13 protein-coding genes are annotated in these 18,101 nt (G+C 41.7%); 12 read left to right on the forward strand and 1 reads right to left on the reverse strand.

Going from position 1 to position 18,101, the window contains the following annotated elements:
• Positions 1-1,026 precede the first annotated feature (1,026 nt).
• From V7K89_RS26300 to psb35, 11 genes are all read left to right on the forward strand, one after another.
• On the forward strand, positions 1,027-2,358 hold the full coding sequence (locus V7K89_RS26300) for a P-loop NTPase fold protein (RefSeq protein ID WP_335192431.1): 1,332 nt from the start codon (positions 1,027-1,029) through the stop codon (positions 2,356-2,358).
• Positions 2,334-7,517 carry an nSTAND1 domain-containing NTPase gene (locus tag V7K89_RS26305; protein ID WP_335192433.1) on the forward strand — a complete coding sequence of 1,728 codons (5,184 nt, stop codon included), beginning with the start codon at positions 2,334-2,336 and terminating at the stop codon, positions 7,515-7,517. The genes V7K89_RS26300 and V7K89_RS26305 overlap by 25 nt, the downstream gene beginning before the upstream one ends.
• A gap of 67 nt (positions 7,518-7,584) precedes the next feature.
• Positions 7,585-7,776 (forward strand): DUF433 domain-containing protein, encoded by a 192-nt coding sequence (locus V7K89_RS26310; protein WP_335192435.1) that lies wholly within the window; start codon positions 7,585-7,587, stop codon positions 7,774-7,776.
• Between the two features lie 117 nt (positions 7,777-7,893).
• On the forward strand, positions 7,894-8,685 hold the full coding sequence (locus V7K89_RS26315; protein WP_335192475.1) for a Uma2 family endonuclease: 792 nt from the start codon (positions 7,894-7,896) through the stop codon (positions 8,683-8,685).
• A gap of 405 nt (positions 8,686-9,090) precedes the next feature.
• Complete coding sequence (locus V7K89_RS26320; protein ID WP_335192437.1) at positions 9,091-10,080, forward strand: ParA family protein; 990 nt, start codon at positions 9,091-9,093, stop codon at positions 10,078-10,080.
• Positions 10,077-11,078 (forward strand): PIN domain-containing protein, encoded by a 1,002-nt coding sequence (locus V7K89_RS26325; RefSeq protein ID WP_335192439.1) that lies wholly within the window; start codon positions 10,077-10,079, stop codon positions 11,076-11,078. The genes V7K89_RS26320 and V7K89_RS26325 overlap by 4 nt, the downstream gene beginning before the upstream one ends.
• A 616-nt stretch (positions 11,079-11,694) precedes the next feature.
• On the forward strand, positions 11,695-12,318 hold the full coding sequence (locus V7K89_RS26330; protein ID WP_335192441.1) for a Uma2 family endonuclease: 624 nt from the start codon (positions 11,695-11,697) through the stop codon (positions 12,316-12,318).
• A 494-nt stretch (positions 12,319-12,812) separates the two neighbouring features.
• Positions 12,813-13,967 carry a KamA family radical SAM protein gene (locus V7K89_RS26335; RefSeq protein WP_335192444.1) on the forward strand — a complete coding sequence of 385 codons (1,155 nt, stop codon included), beginning with the start codon at positions 12,813-12,815 and terminating at the stop codon, positions 13,965-13,967.
• 112 nt (positions 13,968-14,079) lie between these two features.
• Positions 14,080-14,466, forward strand: a complete 387-nt coding sequence (locus V7K89_RS26340) for an SET domain-containing protein (RefSeq protein WP_335192446.1) — start codon at positions 14,080-14,082, stop codon at positions 14,464-14,466.
• A gap of 90 nt (positions 14,467-14,556) precedes the next feature.
• The gene (locus V7K89_RS26345) at positions 14,557-15,546 is read left to right on the forward strand and encodes a D-alanine--D-alanine ligase family protein (RefSeq protein WP_335192448.1); all 990 of its coding nucleotides are present in this window, start codon (positions 14,557-14,559) and stop codon (positions 15,544-15,546) included.
• Positions 15,547-15,837: 291 nt separating this feature from the next.
• Positions 15,838-16,065 carry a photosystem II assembly protein Psb35 gene (psb35, locus tag V7K89_RS26350; RefSeq protein ID WP_322674798.1) on the forward strand — a complete coding sequence of 76 codons (228 nt, stop codon included), beginning with the start codon at positions 15,838-15,840 and terminating at the stop codon, positions 16,063-16,065.
• Between the two features lie 126 nt (positions 16,066-16,191).
• Here psb35 and V7K89_RS26355 read toward each other — a convergent pair whose 3' ends face one another.
• Positions 16,192-16,632 carry a Crp/Fnr family transcriptional regulator gene (locus V7K89_RS26355; protein WP_194042938.1) on the reverse strand — a complete coding sequence of 147 codons (441 nt, stop codon included), beginning with the start codon at positions 16,630-16,632 and terminating at the stop codon, positions 16,192-16,194.
• A gap of 622 nt (positions 16,633-17,254) precedes the next feature.
• Between V7K89_RS26355 and V7K89_RS26360 the strand changes: the two genes are divergently transcribed.
• On the forward strand, positions 17,255-17,929 hold the full coding sequence (locus V7K89_RS26360; protein ID WP_335192450.1) for a cadmium resistance transporter: 675 nt from the start codon (positions 17,255-17,257) through the stop codon (positions 17,927-17,929).
• Positions 17,930-18,101 lie beyond the last annotated feature (172 nt).

The following is an 18,101-nucleotide window of genomic DNA, read 5'->3' on the forward strand; positions in this document are numbered from 1 at the left end:
TTATTCCTTTCTTTCTTCTGCCTTCTGCCTTCTGCCCTCTGCCTTCCCCTAACCTAGATCACCAAAAGTTGCCAAGAACCACAATATGGTTCAAAAATATGTTTAGCCAAAAATTGAGTGATAAAGCGATCGCCTGAAATCTGAATTTTTATTTCTCTCTCATCGCGGTACGGTACAAATAAACTATTTGACCATATTCCTTACTGTAATTAAGTTTTGAGTTTTTTAAACTCAATTTATAACTTTGAACTATATGTTGTCCTAGTACAGAGTGAAGTATTTCGTGACCGTTTGGCTAAATTATCGTTCAAATCACAAAAATCATGGTTTTCGTTCACAAAATCATGATTTTCATTCACAAAGTCGTGGTTTTCGTTAACAAAATCGTGATTTTCATTCACAAAATCATGATTTTTGTAACGAGAAGCAGAATTTAGTCAAAAATTAACTCTGAACTGAAGCAATACGGTTCGGATAAGATACCCTCGCCTGCGGCGACCCGCTTAAAAAGGGGGTAATTAGAAAGGGTAAGCCTTTTTAAAGGATGGTTGGGGGGATCTTCAAGTGAGAAACATGTTAACCGAACCGTATTGTGAACTGAAGTTGAGTTAACCAACGTTTTTGTTAAAAGTCTGATTCTGTAAGGATTGGAGATTATTTTATCGCCAAACTGACGCAAGCTCGTTAGTAACTCAAGCTGATGATGTGTTCAAGAGAGCTACAAAATTGTACTTAACAGTACCTTTTTTTGTGCTGGATATTTTTAATATTCATAAGATAAGCTTATTAGATAATCGGCAATTTTGGATTTTTATACTTATAAGAGTATTTCTGCTTACTTCAACTAAAATATCAGCATTGCTATGTGTTATATCCAACCTAAGATATGAATAATTATCGGGAATATTGCTAATTTAGTTAGTAGTTTGATTTAAATGTACTTAAATTAAGGAATAAATTGCCTAAAATCAATATATTTATTTAGCAGGTTTTGTCATCTTTATTTTTAAGTGAACTCGATTAGTTATGCTCCTAGATTTAGAAAGATTTTATCAGGCTTGCAATCCGAGCAGACCTCTAATTATAGGAAACCCTAGCGATCGCAGGTACTATATCGATTTTGCTGCGGTGCGGGGTGGCAAAATCATTGAGGCTTTGCAGCGTACAATCGCTAGAATATCGCCAGATACACCAACCTGTCAACTATTTACAGGACATCTCGGTTGTGGAAAATCAACAGAGTTGTTGCGCCTGAAAGCTGAGTTAGAAGCGCAGCAATTTCATGTAGTTTACTTTGAGTCTACCCACATTTTAGAAATGGCCGATGTGGATGTGACTGATATTTTATTAGCGATCGCTGGACAAGTGAGTGAAAGCTTAGAAGCGATGAAAATTAGGTTCAAACCTACCTACTTTAGCAAGTTGTTTGGCGAACTTGTAGATTTTCTGCAAACGCCAATTGACCTTGGGGTAGAAGCAGAATTGTCTGTGGGGATTGCCAAAATTACAGCTAAAACTAAAGAAAGTCCGCAATTACGGCGGCGGTTAAGAGATTATCTGGAACCGCGAACCGCAAATATTTTACAGTCAATTAATCAAGAATTACTAGAACGTGCCAACAAAGAACTGAAAACCAGGGGTAAAAAAGGACTGGTAGTTATTGTTGATAATTTAGATAGAGTTGCAATTCGACCTTTACCATCGGGGCGATCGCTACCAGAATATTTATTTATTCAGCGTGGCGAACAATTACGCAAACTGAATTGTCATGTAGTCTACACTATTCCCCTAGCCTTGACTTTCTCTAACGATAGCGCCGAACTTCAGCATCGTTTGGGGGGAGGAGTCGCACCAAAAGTTTTACCGATGATACCTGTGCGTTTGCGCTCTGGCGAGATTTTTGTCCAAGGTCTAGCAATGATGCGGCAAATGGTGCTAGCTAGAGCTTTCCCAGACATTTTACCTAGCGATCGGTTAAGCTTAATTACAGAGGTGTTTGATAGTTTGGAAACCTTAGATCGATTGTGCTTGATAAGTGGTGGTCATGTACGCGATTTACTAGGTTTACTGTTTGACTGTCTGCGAGAACAAGATCCACCCTTTGACCGGGAATGTGTTGAATTGGTAATCCGAAGACAGCGTGATTACCGAGCCAACGCTATCGACCCCCATGAGTGGGAATTAATCTTTCAGGTGGTGCAACAGCAACGAGTTAGAGGTGATATAGAATACCACACCCTTTTGCGAAGTCTATTTGTATTTGAATACCGCGATCATCAAGGAGCTTGGTTTGCCGTCAACCCAGTTTTAGCAGAGACAGAAAAATTTAAATCATGGTTGAACGACACGCACAAGTAGATATTAGAGCAGCTAACGAGCGCGCTTTACGGAGTTTGGGGAGAGCAATTACCCTTTCTAGCGGTCAATTTTCCCTGGTTTTGGTGTGCTGCAATTATCGAGTTTTGCAAGAACTTATGCTGCAACGACTCGAAGAACTCTCTCCAGAAGTACACTACATTCAAAAGGTAGTTCTGCCGCATAATGCTAGAAGTCTTTACACAAATATTCATTTACAACTGCTAACCGAAGCTAATCCGCCATCGGCGTTGATGATTTTGGGTTTGGAGTCAGTAGATGGACTTGACGATTTACTGAGGTCTATCAATCATATTCGGGATGAATTTCGCAAACGCCACCCATTTCCAATGATTTTGTGGGTGAACGAGGAAATATTGCAAAAAATAGTCCGTTTAGCACCAGATTTTGCAAGTTGGGCGGCGACACCGATTCGGTTTGAAATGACAACTCAATCACTGCTGCAATTTCTGCAACAGGAAACTGACTCTTTATTTGCCACGGTGTTATCAACCGATGCGGCACAACACCAACCTTCTCAAGTTGCAAAGCTTTATGCCACTGTCGAGCAAGTCTGGGAACATAGTTATGAACTCCACTTTGCGATTAAAGAGTTGCACAATCGTGGTATTACCTTAGAGCCAGAATTACACGCTAGTTTGGAATTTGTTTTTGGTCTAGATAATTATATTAGCGATCGCATCAATACAGGTTTAAGCCATTTTCAGCAAAGCTTGCAAGTTTGGCAAAAGTTGGCAGAGACAGAGGAAGCAGGGGAGCAGGGGAGCAGGGGAGCAGGGGAAGCAGGGGGAGCAGGGGAGCAGGGGAGCGGGGGAGCAGGGAGAGATGAGGGGGTATTTTCTTCGTCTATGCCTCCTAATCGCCCATCTCCCTTACTGCTGCGACAGGGAATTTTGCTGTTTTATATTGGGCTGTGTTATTGCCGTTTTGCAGAGCAAAATCAAATCGAAAATCGCCGCCATTGGTACACTGCTAAATCTTATTTTCAGCAGTGCTTGAATATTTTGCAGGTGGCTGGGCGTTTAGATATAGTTGCTGGATTTATTAATCAACTCGCTGAGGTTTTGCAATATCTGCAAGAGTGGGAAGAATTGCAGACAGTTGCTCAAAAGTCTCTGGAGTTACATCAAACTTATGGTAGTCAAATCCAATTAGCTTGTGACTACGGTTTTCTGGCGCAAGTGGCTGTGCAGCAGTCGCGGTGGATACAGGCGAGTATCTTAGCACACGTATCACTGCTGAAATTAGGTGAGGCGCAAAAGCAGAAAGACCCTTATAACTGCTTATTTCCATTACTGCTGGCGCAAATTTACTATTTAGTGTTGGCGAAAGCACAGCGAAATTTAGGTGAGCTAGTAATCGCTCGTGAATACTTAGATAAGGCAACAAAAGAACTGCCAGCAGCCTTAGAAAGCAGTGCCCATCAATACAATGCCCATCGTTATATTCGTTTATTGCGGAGACTGCGATCGCTCTACTTTGAAGAAGGGCGATATCTCGAAGCCTATTACATTCGCCAGAAACGGCGTTCTGTTGAGCAGCAGTATGGTTTTCGGGCTTTTATTGGTGCAGGGCGCTTGCAACCCCAAAGACAGGCGACAAATCCCGCATTAATGTCACCTTCTGGAAGTAGCAGCATTGCTTTAGAAATTGCGGCTTCTGGTCGGGAGCGTGATATTGATAACTTAATTGGCAGAATTAGCCGCGCCGATCAAAAGTTGACGGTGATTCACGGTCAATCGGGGGTGGGTAAGAGTTCTACTGTCACGGCGGGTTTAGTTCCAGCACTACAAAATCGAGCTATTGGCGATCAAATAGCCGTGCCTGTGGTACTGCAAGTTTATACCGATTGGGCACGGGAATTAGGGAAATCTTTAAGTGAGGCGATATCTAGTGATGCATCCCTGGCGGTTTATGCTGATGTTCAGCCAGAAGCAGCCATTGAATCGCAGGCTTTGCCTTATCCTGGCACATTGTTCACCATTGGTAGTATTTTACAACAACTCCAAGAAAATGCCGATCGCCATTTGATCACAGTTTTAATTTTTGACCAGTTTGAAGAATTTTTCTTTGGTTATAGCGATCGCAATCAAAAGCAAGAGTTTGATAAATTTATTAGCGATTGTCTGAATATACCCTTTGTGAAAGTCATCCTTTCCTTGCGAGAAGATTATTTACATCGGTTATTAGACTTTAAACATCTCTCGGCACTGGAAGCGATTAATAATAATATTCTCGATAAGCATATCCGCTATCAGTTAAATAATTTTTCGCCAGAATATGCCAAAGCAATTATCCGAAAATTAACGGAGCGATCGCAGTTTAATTTAGAACCTGCTTTAATTGATGCTTTAATCGAAGATTTATCCACAGAATTTGGAGAAGTCCGCCCCATTGAATTACAAGTTGTGGGAGCACAAATTCAAGATGAGCGTATTACTACACTAGAAGAATATCAACCATATAGACCCAACAAACTTATCGAACGATATCTTAAGGAACTAATTAAAGACTGCGGTCCAGAAAATGAACGAGCCGCTTTACTCGTCTTATATTTATTAACAGATGAAAGCAACAACCGACCTTTTAAAACTCGAGCTGAGTTAGCGGCGCAGCTAGGAGAGTTAGAAGATGCTGACAAATTAGATTTAGTATTAGAAATTTTAGTGCGCTCCGGCTTAGTAGTTCTCTTTCCTGATGTACCAGAACGCTATCAACTGATTCACGATTATTTAGTAAACTTGATTCGCCACCTGCAACAACAAGAATCGAGCTTACAGGTACAACTAAATCAGTTACGCTATAAAGTAGAACAAAGTAAAGCTGAGATTGAGCGACTTAAGAGCGAACTTAGTCAAAATAAGCAGCGTTCTAAATTAGTAGCTCCTCATCCCCAACAGGGATTAGACTTATTAACAGAATTGCGAGAATTACACAAGCGGGAAGAATTAAGTCAGTTAGAAATTGAGCAATTACGAGCCGAACTTAAAGAAAAAGAGTTAACAGCTAAACTTGCAGAAAGTCAAAAGAAACAAAGACTTAGTGAAGCTCAATTAAATCGTTCGCTGAAAATTGCCCTAACCGCTTCCGTTCTCGCCATCTTGGGATTAAGTGTTTCCATAGTGACAGCAGTAGATAGCGAAATCAAAACCCTCAGTGCATCCAGTGAAGCCCTCTTTGCCTCGCAAAAAGGTATTGATGCTTTAAAAGAAGCTTTAAAGGCAGGGGGAAAATTACAACAAACAGTCTGGGTAGATTCTAATACAAGAGAACAAGTACAGACGGCACTTTATCAAGCTGTTTCCGGGGTAAGAGAGTATAACCGCTTGGACGGGCATCTATCTGGCGTCAATAGTGCTACATTTAGCCTTGATCGCTCTTTAATTGCCTCAGCCAGTGCCGATACTACAATCAAACTCTGGCGTCCTGATGGTAGCTTGATCAAAACCTTGTCGGGACATGAGGATGTGGTTAATAGCGTCAGTTTTAGCCCAGATAGTCAAATCATTACTTCCGCCAGTCAGGACAAGACGATAAAACTGTGGAGTCGAGAAGGTCAACTGCTGGCTACCTTATTAGGGCATCAGGGTGTGGTGAATAGTGCTAGTTTCAGCCCAGATGGGCAGATTATTGCTTCGGCGAGTACAGACAAAACAGTGAAACTATGGAGTCGGGATGGTAAGCTGCTCAAAACTTTGCAGGGACATGATGGTGCAGTCTTGAGTGTCGCTTGGTCAACCGATGGTCAAACCTTAGCTTCCGGGAGTGCTGACAAGACAGTGAAATTGTGGAGTCGGGATGGTAAGCTGCTCAAAACCTTACAGGGACATGATGATGCAGTCAAAAGCGTAGCTTGGTCAACCGATGGTCAAACAATTGCATCTGCTAGTTTAGACCAGACAATCAAGCTGTGGAATCTGGAAGGAAAGCTACTGCGAACCTTATCAGGCCATAGTACTGGAGTTACTAGCGTCAGTTTTAGCCGTGATGGTAACACGATCGCTTCTGCAAGTACTGATGAGACAATCAAACTTTGGAGTTCTGAAGGTGTGTTGCTAGGAACTCTGAAGGGACATAATAATTGGGTTAACAGTGTCAGTTTCAGCCCAGACGGTCGCACCCTTGTTTCCGCCAGTCGGGACAAAACTATTAAACTTTGGCATTGGGACGATGTGTTACTGCGAAAACCCAAACCCGATAATGATGACTGGGTAACTAGCATCAGTTTTAGCCCAGACGATCGCACCTTGGCAGCAGCAAGCCGAGACAAAACTGTAAAACTTTTTAGTCGTGATGGTAAACTACTTCGTACATTCACGGGGCATCAGGGTCAAGTTTGGGGTGTAGCTTGGTCGCCTGATGGTCAAGTAATTGCCTCCGCTAGTAAAGATAAAACAGTTAAGCTCTGGAGCCGTGATGGTAAACTGCTCAACACCTTACAGGGTCATAATGATGCCATCTTGAGTGTAGCTTGGTCGCCTGATAGTCAAGTAATTGCCTCCGCTAGTAAAGATAAAACAGTAAAACTATGGAGTCGCAACGGTAAACTGCTCAATACTTTACAGGATCATCAAGAAGCAGTGAATTGGGTAAGCTTTAGCCCTGATGGCAAGTTGCTAGCTTCAGCCAGCGATGATAAAACCGTGAAAATCTGGAGTGTAGAGGGTAAATTACTATATACATTAACTGGTCATAGCCGCCGCGTGAATGGGGTTGCTTGGTCGCCCGATAGTCAAAGTATTGCTTCAGTGAGTATTGATAGCACAGTGAAGATTTGGAATCGAGACGGGAATTTACTAGATACTCTCACAGGCGATGGTGATAGTTTTATCAGTGTCAGTTTTAGCCCCGATGGTAAGACTCTAGCAGCTAGCAGTGATAACAAAGTGAGGATTTGGAACCGAGCAGGGACATTGCTGATTGCTTTGAAAGGTGATAAGGATGAGTTAACCAGCGTCAGTTTCAGTCATGACAGCAAGACTTTGGCTGCTGGTAGTGGTAATGGCACAGTAATTTTCCGAGATTTGGCAGATATCCAACTAGAAAAATTACTGGCACGGGGTTGCAATTTGCTACATGATTATTTGCAGACTAACCAGAAAGTAATGAAAAGCGATCGCGCTTTATGTTCTGGTAGGTGATGGAGAAGAATGTTGAAAGGCGTTATATGTTAAATTCATTATTTATCTAAATAATCCTTCCTAATTCATGCAAAAAATCATATCCGACCCAAAAATAATGATGGGCAAACCTGTCATTTCAGAAACTCGTATTACAGTTGAATTAATTCTCGAAAAGTTAGCTGCTGGTGAAACACCTCAGCAAATACTAGAAGCGCATCCGCGACTTAGTGATGAAGGAATTAAAGCAGCTTTGGCATTTGTGCCTCAAGCGCTGTAATGAGTCAATATCACAGTTTTAAAATAACTAACTATTGGACAGTAAAATACCCACCATCAACCCTTTTGTTGGAGCGGTGTTAAGATAAATATGCCGATTCACTCGCGCCAAAGTTCAATGACTATTGCCAAACTGTCCGAACTAGGCATTACTCACCTTCCCGACCATACTGAGTTACCAGAGTCGAATGGGACTTTTGTGAAAAACTTTCAAGAACACCCGCAAAGCATACTCCTAACCGACTCTGTTCAAGGTATATTACAGCAAATTCACTCGGATAAGCAGTATTGTATTGGTCAAGATTGTGGCATTTACTGGCGTTTGACCGAACCACCTGAACGCGGTGCCGAAGCACCCGATTGGTTTTACGTCCCGAATGTTGCACCTATGTTAAATGGTCAGTTTCGACGTTCGTATGTATTGTGGCAAGAATATGTCGCTCCCCTAATTGTATTGGAATTCGCTTCAGGGGATGGTTCAGAAGAAAGAGATAATACTCCAATTACTGGTAAATTCTGGGTATACGAGCAAGCAATCCGCGTACCTTTTTATGGTATTTACGAATTTAGCAAAGCTGCGGTTGAGGTTTATCACTTAGTTGATGGTAGGTATCAGCAACTCACAGCTAACGAACGTGGACACTATAAGATTTCCTTGATGGGCGTCGAATTGGGTATTTGGCAAGGACAGTATGGAAATACTACAGCGCCTTGGTTGCGTTGGTGGGATACACAGGGAAATTTATTACTAACTGGTGAAGAAAAATCCCAGTTATTAGCACCTCAATTAGAACAAGAGCAAGAAAAATCCCAGTTACTAACATCCCAATTAGAACAAGAACAGCAAAAAGCCCAGCGTTTAGCAGAACGCTTGAGACAGCTTGGGATAAATCCTAATGAAGTTTCTTAAACTTATGCTTGCTGATAAAAAATTAAAGCTATCTCAACTGAAAGTAGCTCTCCTCAATGAAATTAAACAAAGTGGTGATGAGGCACGAGGCGAGGGTGTCCATATTGGTGAATGAAATCAAACCTTCCATGACCTAAGTGGTTGTGGCAAAAACACTAACAGTTACTCAGCATTTGTTGTCACTGTGACTGGTGGAAATACAAACCATACGGTCGTGAAATACCTGGTCACGATTGATGACGACGATAACGCAGACAAAAGAACCCTCAATATCCGTGACATCCGCCCAATTAACCTACGAAATGATAACTGACCAAGCAGCGACAACAACCTAAGTGAAATGCTAGACTATGCAATATCTAATGTATATAATTATGCATCCTGTTTTGAGAGCTTGGAGGAGTGATGGCTAAAGTTGTTGCCTTTTTTAACCATAAAGGAGGTGTAGGAAAGACAACTATTTTGTTTAATGTTGCAATTGCCCTAGCTCAAGTAGGCAAAAAGGTCATTCTATTCGATGCTGACTCCCAAGCTAACCTTACAGCTCTCGCTGTTACTGAAGAAAAATATCAAGAGTCATTGGATAAAGAAATAACTATTTGGTCGGCACTTGAACCATTGGTCACTGGTGCTGGTGATTTTAAATATGTTGAGCCTCTTTCATTACGAAGCAACTTATGGCTTGTCCCTGGTGATATTCGACTTGCTGATTTTGAAGGAATATGTCCAACTGGATGGACTGAAGCACTCGCAGGTGAAGCACGTGGATTTCGCGTGACCACAGCTCTCTACCGTCTTTTTCAACAGACAGCAAATATTAAAAGTGCTGATTTTGTACTTATAGACTTAGGCCCCAATGTAAACGCACTGAATCGTAATGCACTCATTTCCTCAGATGGATTTATTATTCCTCTTGCAGCAGACTTATTCTCAGTAAGGGCACTTCCAAGTGTTGGATACAGTATTGCCAATTGGGTACGTCAATGGCATACGGCCTTAAAAAATAAACCAAAAACTGTTACTTTTGAGCTTCCCACCTGTGAATCTGTTCCTATTCCGTTAGGTTACGTAAGTCAACAATTTTCAGTCTTTTCTAGTTCTCCAGCTGAAGCTTTTCGAGTGTGGCAAGATAAAATTCCTGTTGCCTATCAAGAAGGAGTTGTCTTTCCTTTAAAAGCAATAAAATTACCAGTAAACGAGCAAGAAACAGAGCCTTTAATCGCACTCAAGTACCTCTCGTCTCTGGTTCCTAAAGCTCAACAAGCGCACAAAGCTATTTTTGAATTAAATGGCTCTGAAGCTCGTGGGGCACATTTTAAACGCTCAAAAGACACTCGTGAAATATTTTTGAAGCTTGCAGAAATAATCATTGCTCGTCTTGAAAATGGCGTATGACTATATTCCTTGATACAAATGTTGTACCGTATAAAAGTGGAATATCAATTCGCTTTGAAACCATTCAAGTTTTAGCACAGGAATGTAGTCAAGATATAGCGATTCCAGAGCTTGTATTAAGGGAGTCTGTAGCTCATCGACAACGGGAGATTGAAGATGCTTTTGGAACACTTAGAAGAGCATACGAAAAAGCAAGAATCTATTTGAATGGAATTGCAGAGCCAAACTTACCATGCTCTAAAGATTTGGCTGAATCATGGTGCTGTAATTTAAAAGAAAAAGTCAAGATTATAGAAACGCCTAAAAATGCTTTTGAGGAAGGTATTTTTCGAGAAATTCAACGTATTAGACCTACTCGTGAGGGAAGAGGCGCTCGCGATGCAGTTATTTGGCTAACAATAAAGCAAGCACATTTCTTGAGTGATAGTGTTAACTACTTTGTTTCAGAAAATATAAAAGATTTTGCGTCTTCTGATAAAAACACTTTACATGAAGACCTTAAAATGGAGATTATCGAACATCCAATACCCCTTATCTACTGTAATTCTCTCGATAGTCTCTTGAAAAAAATAGCGAATGAAGTAAAACCTGGAATAGATATTACAGAGCAACTAATAAATTCTTCAGATAATTTACAAGAAGCTCTTCGTCGAGCAATTCGAGATAATCTAATTATTAGAGAAATGTTTCCTGCATTACCCCTTGGTAAAGAATATATATCAAGTATTATAACTCCTTCACTATATAAGGTTAAAAGTTCAGCAACATACCGAATTGGTGAGCGCAATGTCGTAGTTGCAGAAATCAATTGTAATGCAAGCTTTACAATTGGAGTTCTACAACAATCGTCAGGAGGAGGTTTTTTGACACTTCAATATCCAGCAGATTTATCACTCTATATTCGTTTTTGGATGAGGTTTGAAAACCAGGAAGAACTACCAGTCAAAGCCGAAGTATCCTACATAAATATTGCAAACAATACTTTGTTGATTTACTAACTTGCCCAAAAATGATAAGGGGCAAATCAAACTTTTGCACGGTAAAACCAATCTTTCAACCCTTTTTGCTCCTTACACTTGCCCATAAATGACCCTTTTCAGGAATGTCTTTATTTGAATAGTCAAGTTGAGGTTGAGGCTAAAACAACAGTAAATCAAGGTTTTTGAAAATGGGCAGGGGGATTGGTCGTGCTATGATAGCTCAGACCAGCGCGCGCTTTGGGCTGAGCGAACTGGCAGTGGAAACAGACACAGAGGCAGTCGAGTTTTACAAGCGTTGCAGGTTCGAGGTGCAGAGCCTGGGCGAAAAATATGCAGGGATCGAAAGGTTTTACTGTGTGTGGCGGTGATTGGTCTAACAACGCGCTCAACGAAACGCGAAAGCTCCGCTCTCAGCCGCGACTGAGCAAGTCAGTTGCACAGCACTGGCAGGTAAAACTCCTAATAAATAAGGCTATTACACGATTTATTGCTTGCCATTAGTTTGATGCGCGATCGCACCCGAAAAATCCTTAGCTGATCAAGCGAAGTTAAAAGCGATCGCTCCTGACACCAACCAAAGGTCTACATCTTGGTAGCATTGAGTGAAGTACCCGTCAGCAAGGGAGCGAGGGCGATGTACGCAACCGTCACACAACCACTGACTTTTGAAGAGTTTCTTGCCTGGGACGATGGTTCAGGCAGAGAGTTTGAGCTATTGGATGGGATTCCCGTACCATTATCAGAACCAAATGCAAATCATGAGGATTTGATCGAGCGACTGTGTGCTTACTTAGAAAATCACTGCCAAGAAAATGACCTGCCTTACGTGTCGCGCCAGTCCAAGCAGGTTCGACTCAAAACAGCACCAGGTGAAAAGGAAAAAAGCCGGAAAGCAGATATTGTCATATTTGCAAGAGTTGAATGGCAGAGGATGAAAACTAGCTCTAGTTCTGCTGCTGCATATATTCCACCACCCGGAATCATTGAGGTAGTTAGCAACAACTGGAAGGACGACTATCTGACAAAACTTGCTGAATATGAAGACTTGGGCGTTTTCGAGTACATCATTGTGGACTATGCTGCTTTTGGTGGCATTCGGTTCATTGGCTCTCCCAAGCAGCCAACCATTACAATCTACCAACTTGAAGATGGAGAGTATTTACCCCCAAAGGTGTTTCGAGGGCAGGATCAAATTGATTTTAGATTGTTTCCGAACATTCCCTTAACGGCTGAACAGATTTTTGCAATGAGTCGCTGATTAGCAACGAAGAAATTTATTCTAGTCGTCTTCTGGCCACAATCGCCCAACGCTAATCAAATGTGGTGTAGCTGGCTGCATTATTTACACAGGTTGTAGATTGAGCGATCGCACCCCAAAAATCCCTACATAATTAAATATGCGACATTAGTGTATGTATTAATACGGTACAATAAGACGGAAAGCCCGACTGACTCAACGTAACAAAGACACTGTAAGAGCGATCGCCATTATCACAGTGCAAACAAAATTTGTGTCAAATTATACTTTTGGTGAACTTTGAAATAGATTTTTTATCTAAACTAAAAATCTAAGTAAACATACTAATACACTGTGACAGAAATTTGCTTACCTTTAACAAGGAGACTTGAGTAGAGGAATTTATAAATTGCCCCTATTTGTCTGCTTGCTTAATTGAGATGGTAGCTGGATTTGCGCCGCACTCTATTAGGCTGTGATTTGTTTATTTTTCTCAGCTTAATTTAGGTCTAATCATGATCAAAAACACTATTCTAGATCCTCTAGTAACTGATATTCGGTGTAAAGAAATTTGTCAGATTTTGGGAGAGACTTACAACCAAGAACGCTGGAACGATTGGCGCTGGCAAATGCGGCATCGGTTGACTAAGCTGGAACACTTTCAGAAGTTATTAAGGCTTAGTGCTACCGAAAAACAGGGACTTTTAATCGCACCAGAAAAGTTTGCTGTAGCTGTAACCCCATATTTTGCATCGCTACTCGATCCAGAAGATCCGCTTTGCCCACTACGGTTACAGGTGATACCACGGCAAGAAGAACTAATAGTTAGTCCAGCAGATATGGTAGATCCATGCGGTGAAGATAACGACACTCCAGTACCAGGACTCGTACACCGCTACCCTGACCGAGTGTTGCTGCTTGCCTTAGACAGTTGCGCCGCTTATTGTCGTTACTGCACCCGCTCTCGTTTGGTGAGCCAAGGTGAGATGTATCCAGTAACGCGGCGGTTGGATGCGATCACTGCTTACCTGGAGGAACACACTGAGATCCGTGATGTGCTAATTTCCGGTGGTGACCCTTTATTAATGGCTGATGAACCCTTAGATAACTTGCTTAGGCGGCTGCGTGCCATTAAGCATATTGAATTTATCCGAATTGGTTCCCGCGTGCCAAGTTTCTTACCGCAGCGCATTACACCGGAACTGGTTGCCTTGCTTCGTAAACATCGTGTGTGGCTGTCTTTGCACTTTTGTCATCTGCGGGAACTTACCCCAGAAGTGGCACAAGCTTGCGATCGCCTAGCTGATGGCGGCATTCCTCTAGGTAGTCAAACCGTGCTGTTAAAAGATGTGAATGATTCTGAAAAAGCTTTGAAGAATCTGTTTCACGGTCTTCTTAAGCTGCGTGTGCGACCTTACTATCTTTATCAATGCGATCCAGTTATTGGTACTGCACATCTGCGAACGAGTGTGCAAACTGGGCTTGATTTAATTTCTAAATTACGTGGTCAGACTACTGGCTACGCTGTACCAACCTATGTAATTGATGCTCCTGGTGGTGGTGGCAAAATCCCAATTCAAGCTGAGACTTTAGCTGCTTATGAAAATGGTACAGCTACAGTGCGAAATTGGGCAGGTAAGATGTACACCTATGTAGATCCAGTAAAGTAGGTTTAACCCTATATATAAGTTGCTTGCCATCATCAAAAAGGGTCAGTTGGAATAGGTTCTGTTGAGTTCTTGGCAAACCAAAAAACTAAGTAATTGCAGGAGATTAGTTGGAATGTTGATTGTTGGTAATACAAACCTGAAAGGTAGAGGTGTCTTCGCACAGAAGCGCTTTTTGAAAGGACAACTCATTGATAAAGTGTCAGTTGTTGTTATACCCGCAGAACAGGTTAAATTCCTAGATCAAACAATTTTGGGCAACTATTACTACGATTGGGAAGATAAAGCTGCGGCGATCGCTTTAGGTTTATCTTCCTTGATCAACCATTCTTACCATCCCAATACTTATTATGTGAAAAAATTCGCCGACCAAGAATTGGATCTGATTGCCTATCGAGATATAGAAATAGGAGAAGAAATTACTGCCAACTACAACGGTTCTCCTGATGATAAATCTCCTATATGGTTTGATGTTGTTGATGAGATATTTTTACTTAATTAACGATTTAGTAATCGGAATTCCTTGATTAAGATATCTGATTTGTACGTTAAAGCTAACAGAGAAAGTTTTATCACTGGAAATTATAGGGCTATGGGGTTATTCATTGGTCTGTGTTATGACCTGAAAGCAGACTACCTTAAGGCTGGTTTCAGCGCCTCTGAAGTCATGGAGTTCGACGATGAAAAAACTATCATCGGGCTAGAAACTGCACTGTTGCAGTTAGGTCATCAGGTTGAACGTGTCAGCAATGGTAGAGAACTTGCTCGGCGGTTGGTAAAAGGCGATCGCTGGGATCTGGTTTTCAATATTGCTGAAGGTTTAAAGGGTCGCTCTCGTGAAGCTCAAGTCCCAGCAATCTGCGAATTATTCGCTCAACCTTACACCTTTTCCGATCCGCTTACCTGCGCCCTGACTTTAGATAAGGCGCTTGCTAAGAGAGTAGTGCGCGATCGCGGTTTGCCGACAGCCCCCTTTGAAGTCGTGAATACTACCGCAGAAGCAGCAGCTGTGTCGTTGCCAATGCCACTTTTTCTTAAGCCGATGACGGAAGGCAGTTCTAAAGGGGTAACTGGACGTTCTCTTGTCAAAGAACATCAGGAGCTAATAAATGCTTATCAAGTGTTACACGAACTTTTTGGGCAACCAATACTCGTGGAAACCTTTCTTCCTGGTAGAGAAGTAACAGTAGGCATTATTGGCAACGGTAGCAACTCACGGGTAGTAGGTGTGATGGAAGTAATTTTTACAGGGCAAGTAGAAGCTTTCGCCTACACCACCCTCAACAAGGATGAGTATTTGGAACGGGTATCTTATCGTTTACTTATAGATCCTGAACCACTGGCAGCACAGGCAAGACAACTAGCGCTGGATGCTTACCATACTCTTGGTTGCCGTGACACTGCCCGCGTGGATCTGCGCTGCGATCCTAACGGTGTGTTGCAGTTTATGGAGGTTAACCCATTGCCAGGATTAGATCATGTCCGCTCAGACTTGCCAATGATGGGACGTTTGGGTGGTGTGACATATACAGAAATCATTGCTGAAATAGTCGAGTCTGCATGGCAAAGATATAAATGCTGAAGAAGAGGCAGGGGCAGGCTGGGCGTTGCAGAACAGTGGGATGAATTGGGGCAAGCAGGGGAGGCAGGGGAGAATTTTGGAAGTTACTAAATCATCCCGCAACTATGCAACGCCGCAGGCTGACAGGTACAAATAGGTGCAACAAACCTACACATATCAGCTACTTCCCCGCCCCTTTGCCCTTTTTTATGCAATATGAAGTTGCTCAAACTAAACTACAGAGGGATGTTAGGTGATACGCTCATCTTATAGCGTGTTCAATAGTGTTACCTAACTGTGGAGAATATACTCATGAATTTATTATTTATGCAAACAGCAGCACCAGCTATAGATGCTGCGCCTCATTTTCCTGTTGCTTTTACCTTGGTGTATGTCGTTGGTTTTGTTGCTGCTGTTACCATTGGCTCAATAGCCTGGTACAACTCGAAACGCCCCGCAGGTTGGGAAAGCAAAGAACGTCCTGATTTTGTGCCTAAAGTTGATAAAGAAGAAACTCCGGGTGTGGGTGAACCTAAATAATAAGCAGTGATCAGTGCTGAGTTTAATAATCAAACTTACAGCAGTTTTCATTTATTTGAACCACATTTTACATTATCTAAAACCCTTGTAGAGACGTAGCACTGCTGTGTCTCTACATATTGTCTATTAACTCCGCAAAGAGGTTACATTCATATCGTCGTTCAATCTACGAATCAGACGGGATAACTCACGAATAATATTCACTGCAATTTCAGGAGTTTCTTCGATCGCGTCATATAGTTGCTCTTGCGTCAGTTCTAAAAATTCACAAGGCTCCAAAGTGGTTGCACTGGCGGATCGAGGTTGAGTATCGAATACTGCCATCTCACCAAAGTATTTTCCCTGTTCCACTTCTGCCAACTGTTTATTCCCGATGTGAACTTTAACTCGACCGGACACGACAATATAGAGCGATCGCCCTTCTTCTCCCTGTCGAAAGATGGTGTAATTAGCTGGGAATGACAATTCGTTCATCACTGAAGTGAGCCGCACAATAAAATCATCCCGCAATTCCTTAAAAATCGGGACTCGCCGGACAAATAATAAACGGTCAACACTGGTTAGCATAATTACAATTTAAAAATTCAACATTACTGAACATCTCAAAACTGAAGTCAGAGGGCGATTAGTCATATTACCGATGTTGAATGCTAGCCGTCAAGGATATCCCAGGCTTTACCATCTGACAAGGGTTCTCTTCAATCAGAGCGATGCCTACGGCGGTAAACCACGCATAAAAGTTTCTCAAACAATAGCTCAGTATTCAATACTACTCGCTTTAGGCATTTTGAACTCAAAATTTGATTTAGGAAAAAGGTTGAAGGTTTTTTCTTTCCCTTTTCCCCTCATCAGTGTCAATGGGTAGAAAGCCCAAAACATATAGTAAAATTGTCAATCACTTTTATTTATCCTTTTAAAAAACAAGAGTATTTGCTCTTATTTGGCTGAAAGCCATAATATTGATTCCATGAGCTCCAAGGTACCTTGCTGAGAAAAAATTACCAATTTGATTAGAAGCGTAGTTTACCGCCGTAGGCATCGCCTCTAAAAATTGGGGAATTGGCTGATAAATAACGAATATCGATCGGTTGTCGTTAGGAAAACAGTCCAAAATCTCCTAACCTGCCCTCAGATTGAGAAGCAGAGAGGATTAAGACAAACAGCATTAGAATTACTGCGAGCAACAATTATGGCTTGGTTAATTAGTACATCATTGATTGGAATCTCTGTCGCTTTTGCAACTACTTTTGACGACAACTTATATTTGACGGCTTTCTTTGGGAAAGTCAATCGTAGCTTTCGTCCTAAGCATATTGTTCTCGGTGAATTTCTGGGATTTACTACCTTAGTATGTGCTAGTCTCCCTGGTTTCTTCGGTGGTCTGATTATTCCCAGCACCTGGATTGGTTTGCTGGGTTTGCTTCCTATTGCCATTGGTATCAGTAATTTCATTAGTCGAGAACAGGAAGAAGAGACAGTGCAAGCGGTGTCACTTGACTTAAACTCTCCTGTAAAATCTGGACGCCAAAATAAATCACTATTCGCAACTATCCGCGATCCTCAAACTTACCGTGTTTCTGCTGTCACCATTGCCAATGGAGGAAACAACATTGGAATTTATGTACCGTTGTTTGCCAGTAGTAATTTTCCAAGTTTGAGCGTAATTGTCTGTGTTTGCTATCTCAGTATTGGGGCGTGGTGCTTACTCTCTTACAATCTGACTCGTAATCCTCTGATGACTCCTGTTTTAACTCGCTATGGTCGAAAAATCTTCCCCTTTGTCTTAATTTACTTGGGACTCTCTATCTTAATTAAAAGTGAAACATATCGACTTTTACCTAGTCTGGCAATGCTTGGGAATTAGGTATGACGCCGCAATTCTTGATGGGTGCTATGTCCCTGATGTCAGCAAAAAAATCAGCATGTTTCCCATCTAAAAATTTTTAATCACTTAAATTTATCAATGTAAATAACAATAATATTTGCTTTTATCAATCAAGATATCTAAAGTGAGAATAAAGCACATTACCGATGGC

Origin of the sequence: Nostoc sp., from assembly GCF_036917515.1 — a bacterium.
Taxonomy (GTDB): Bacteria; Cyanobacteriota; Cyanobacteriia; order Cyanobacteriales; family Nostocaceae; genus Nostoc.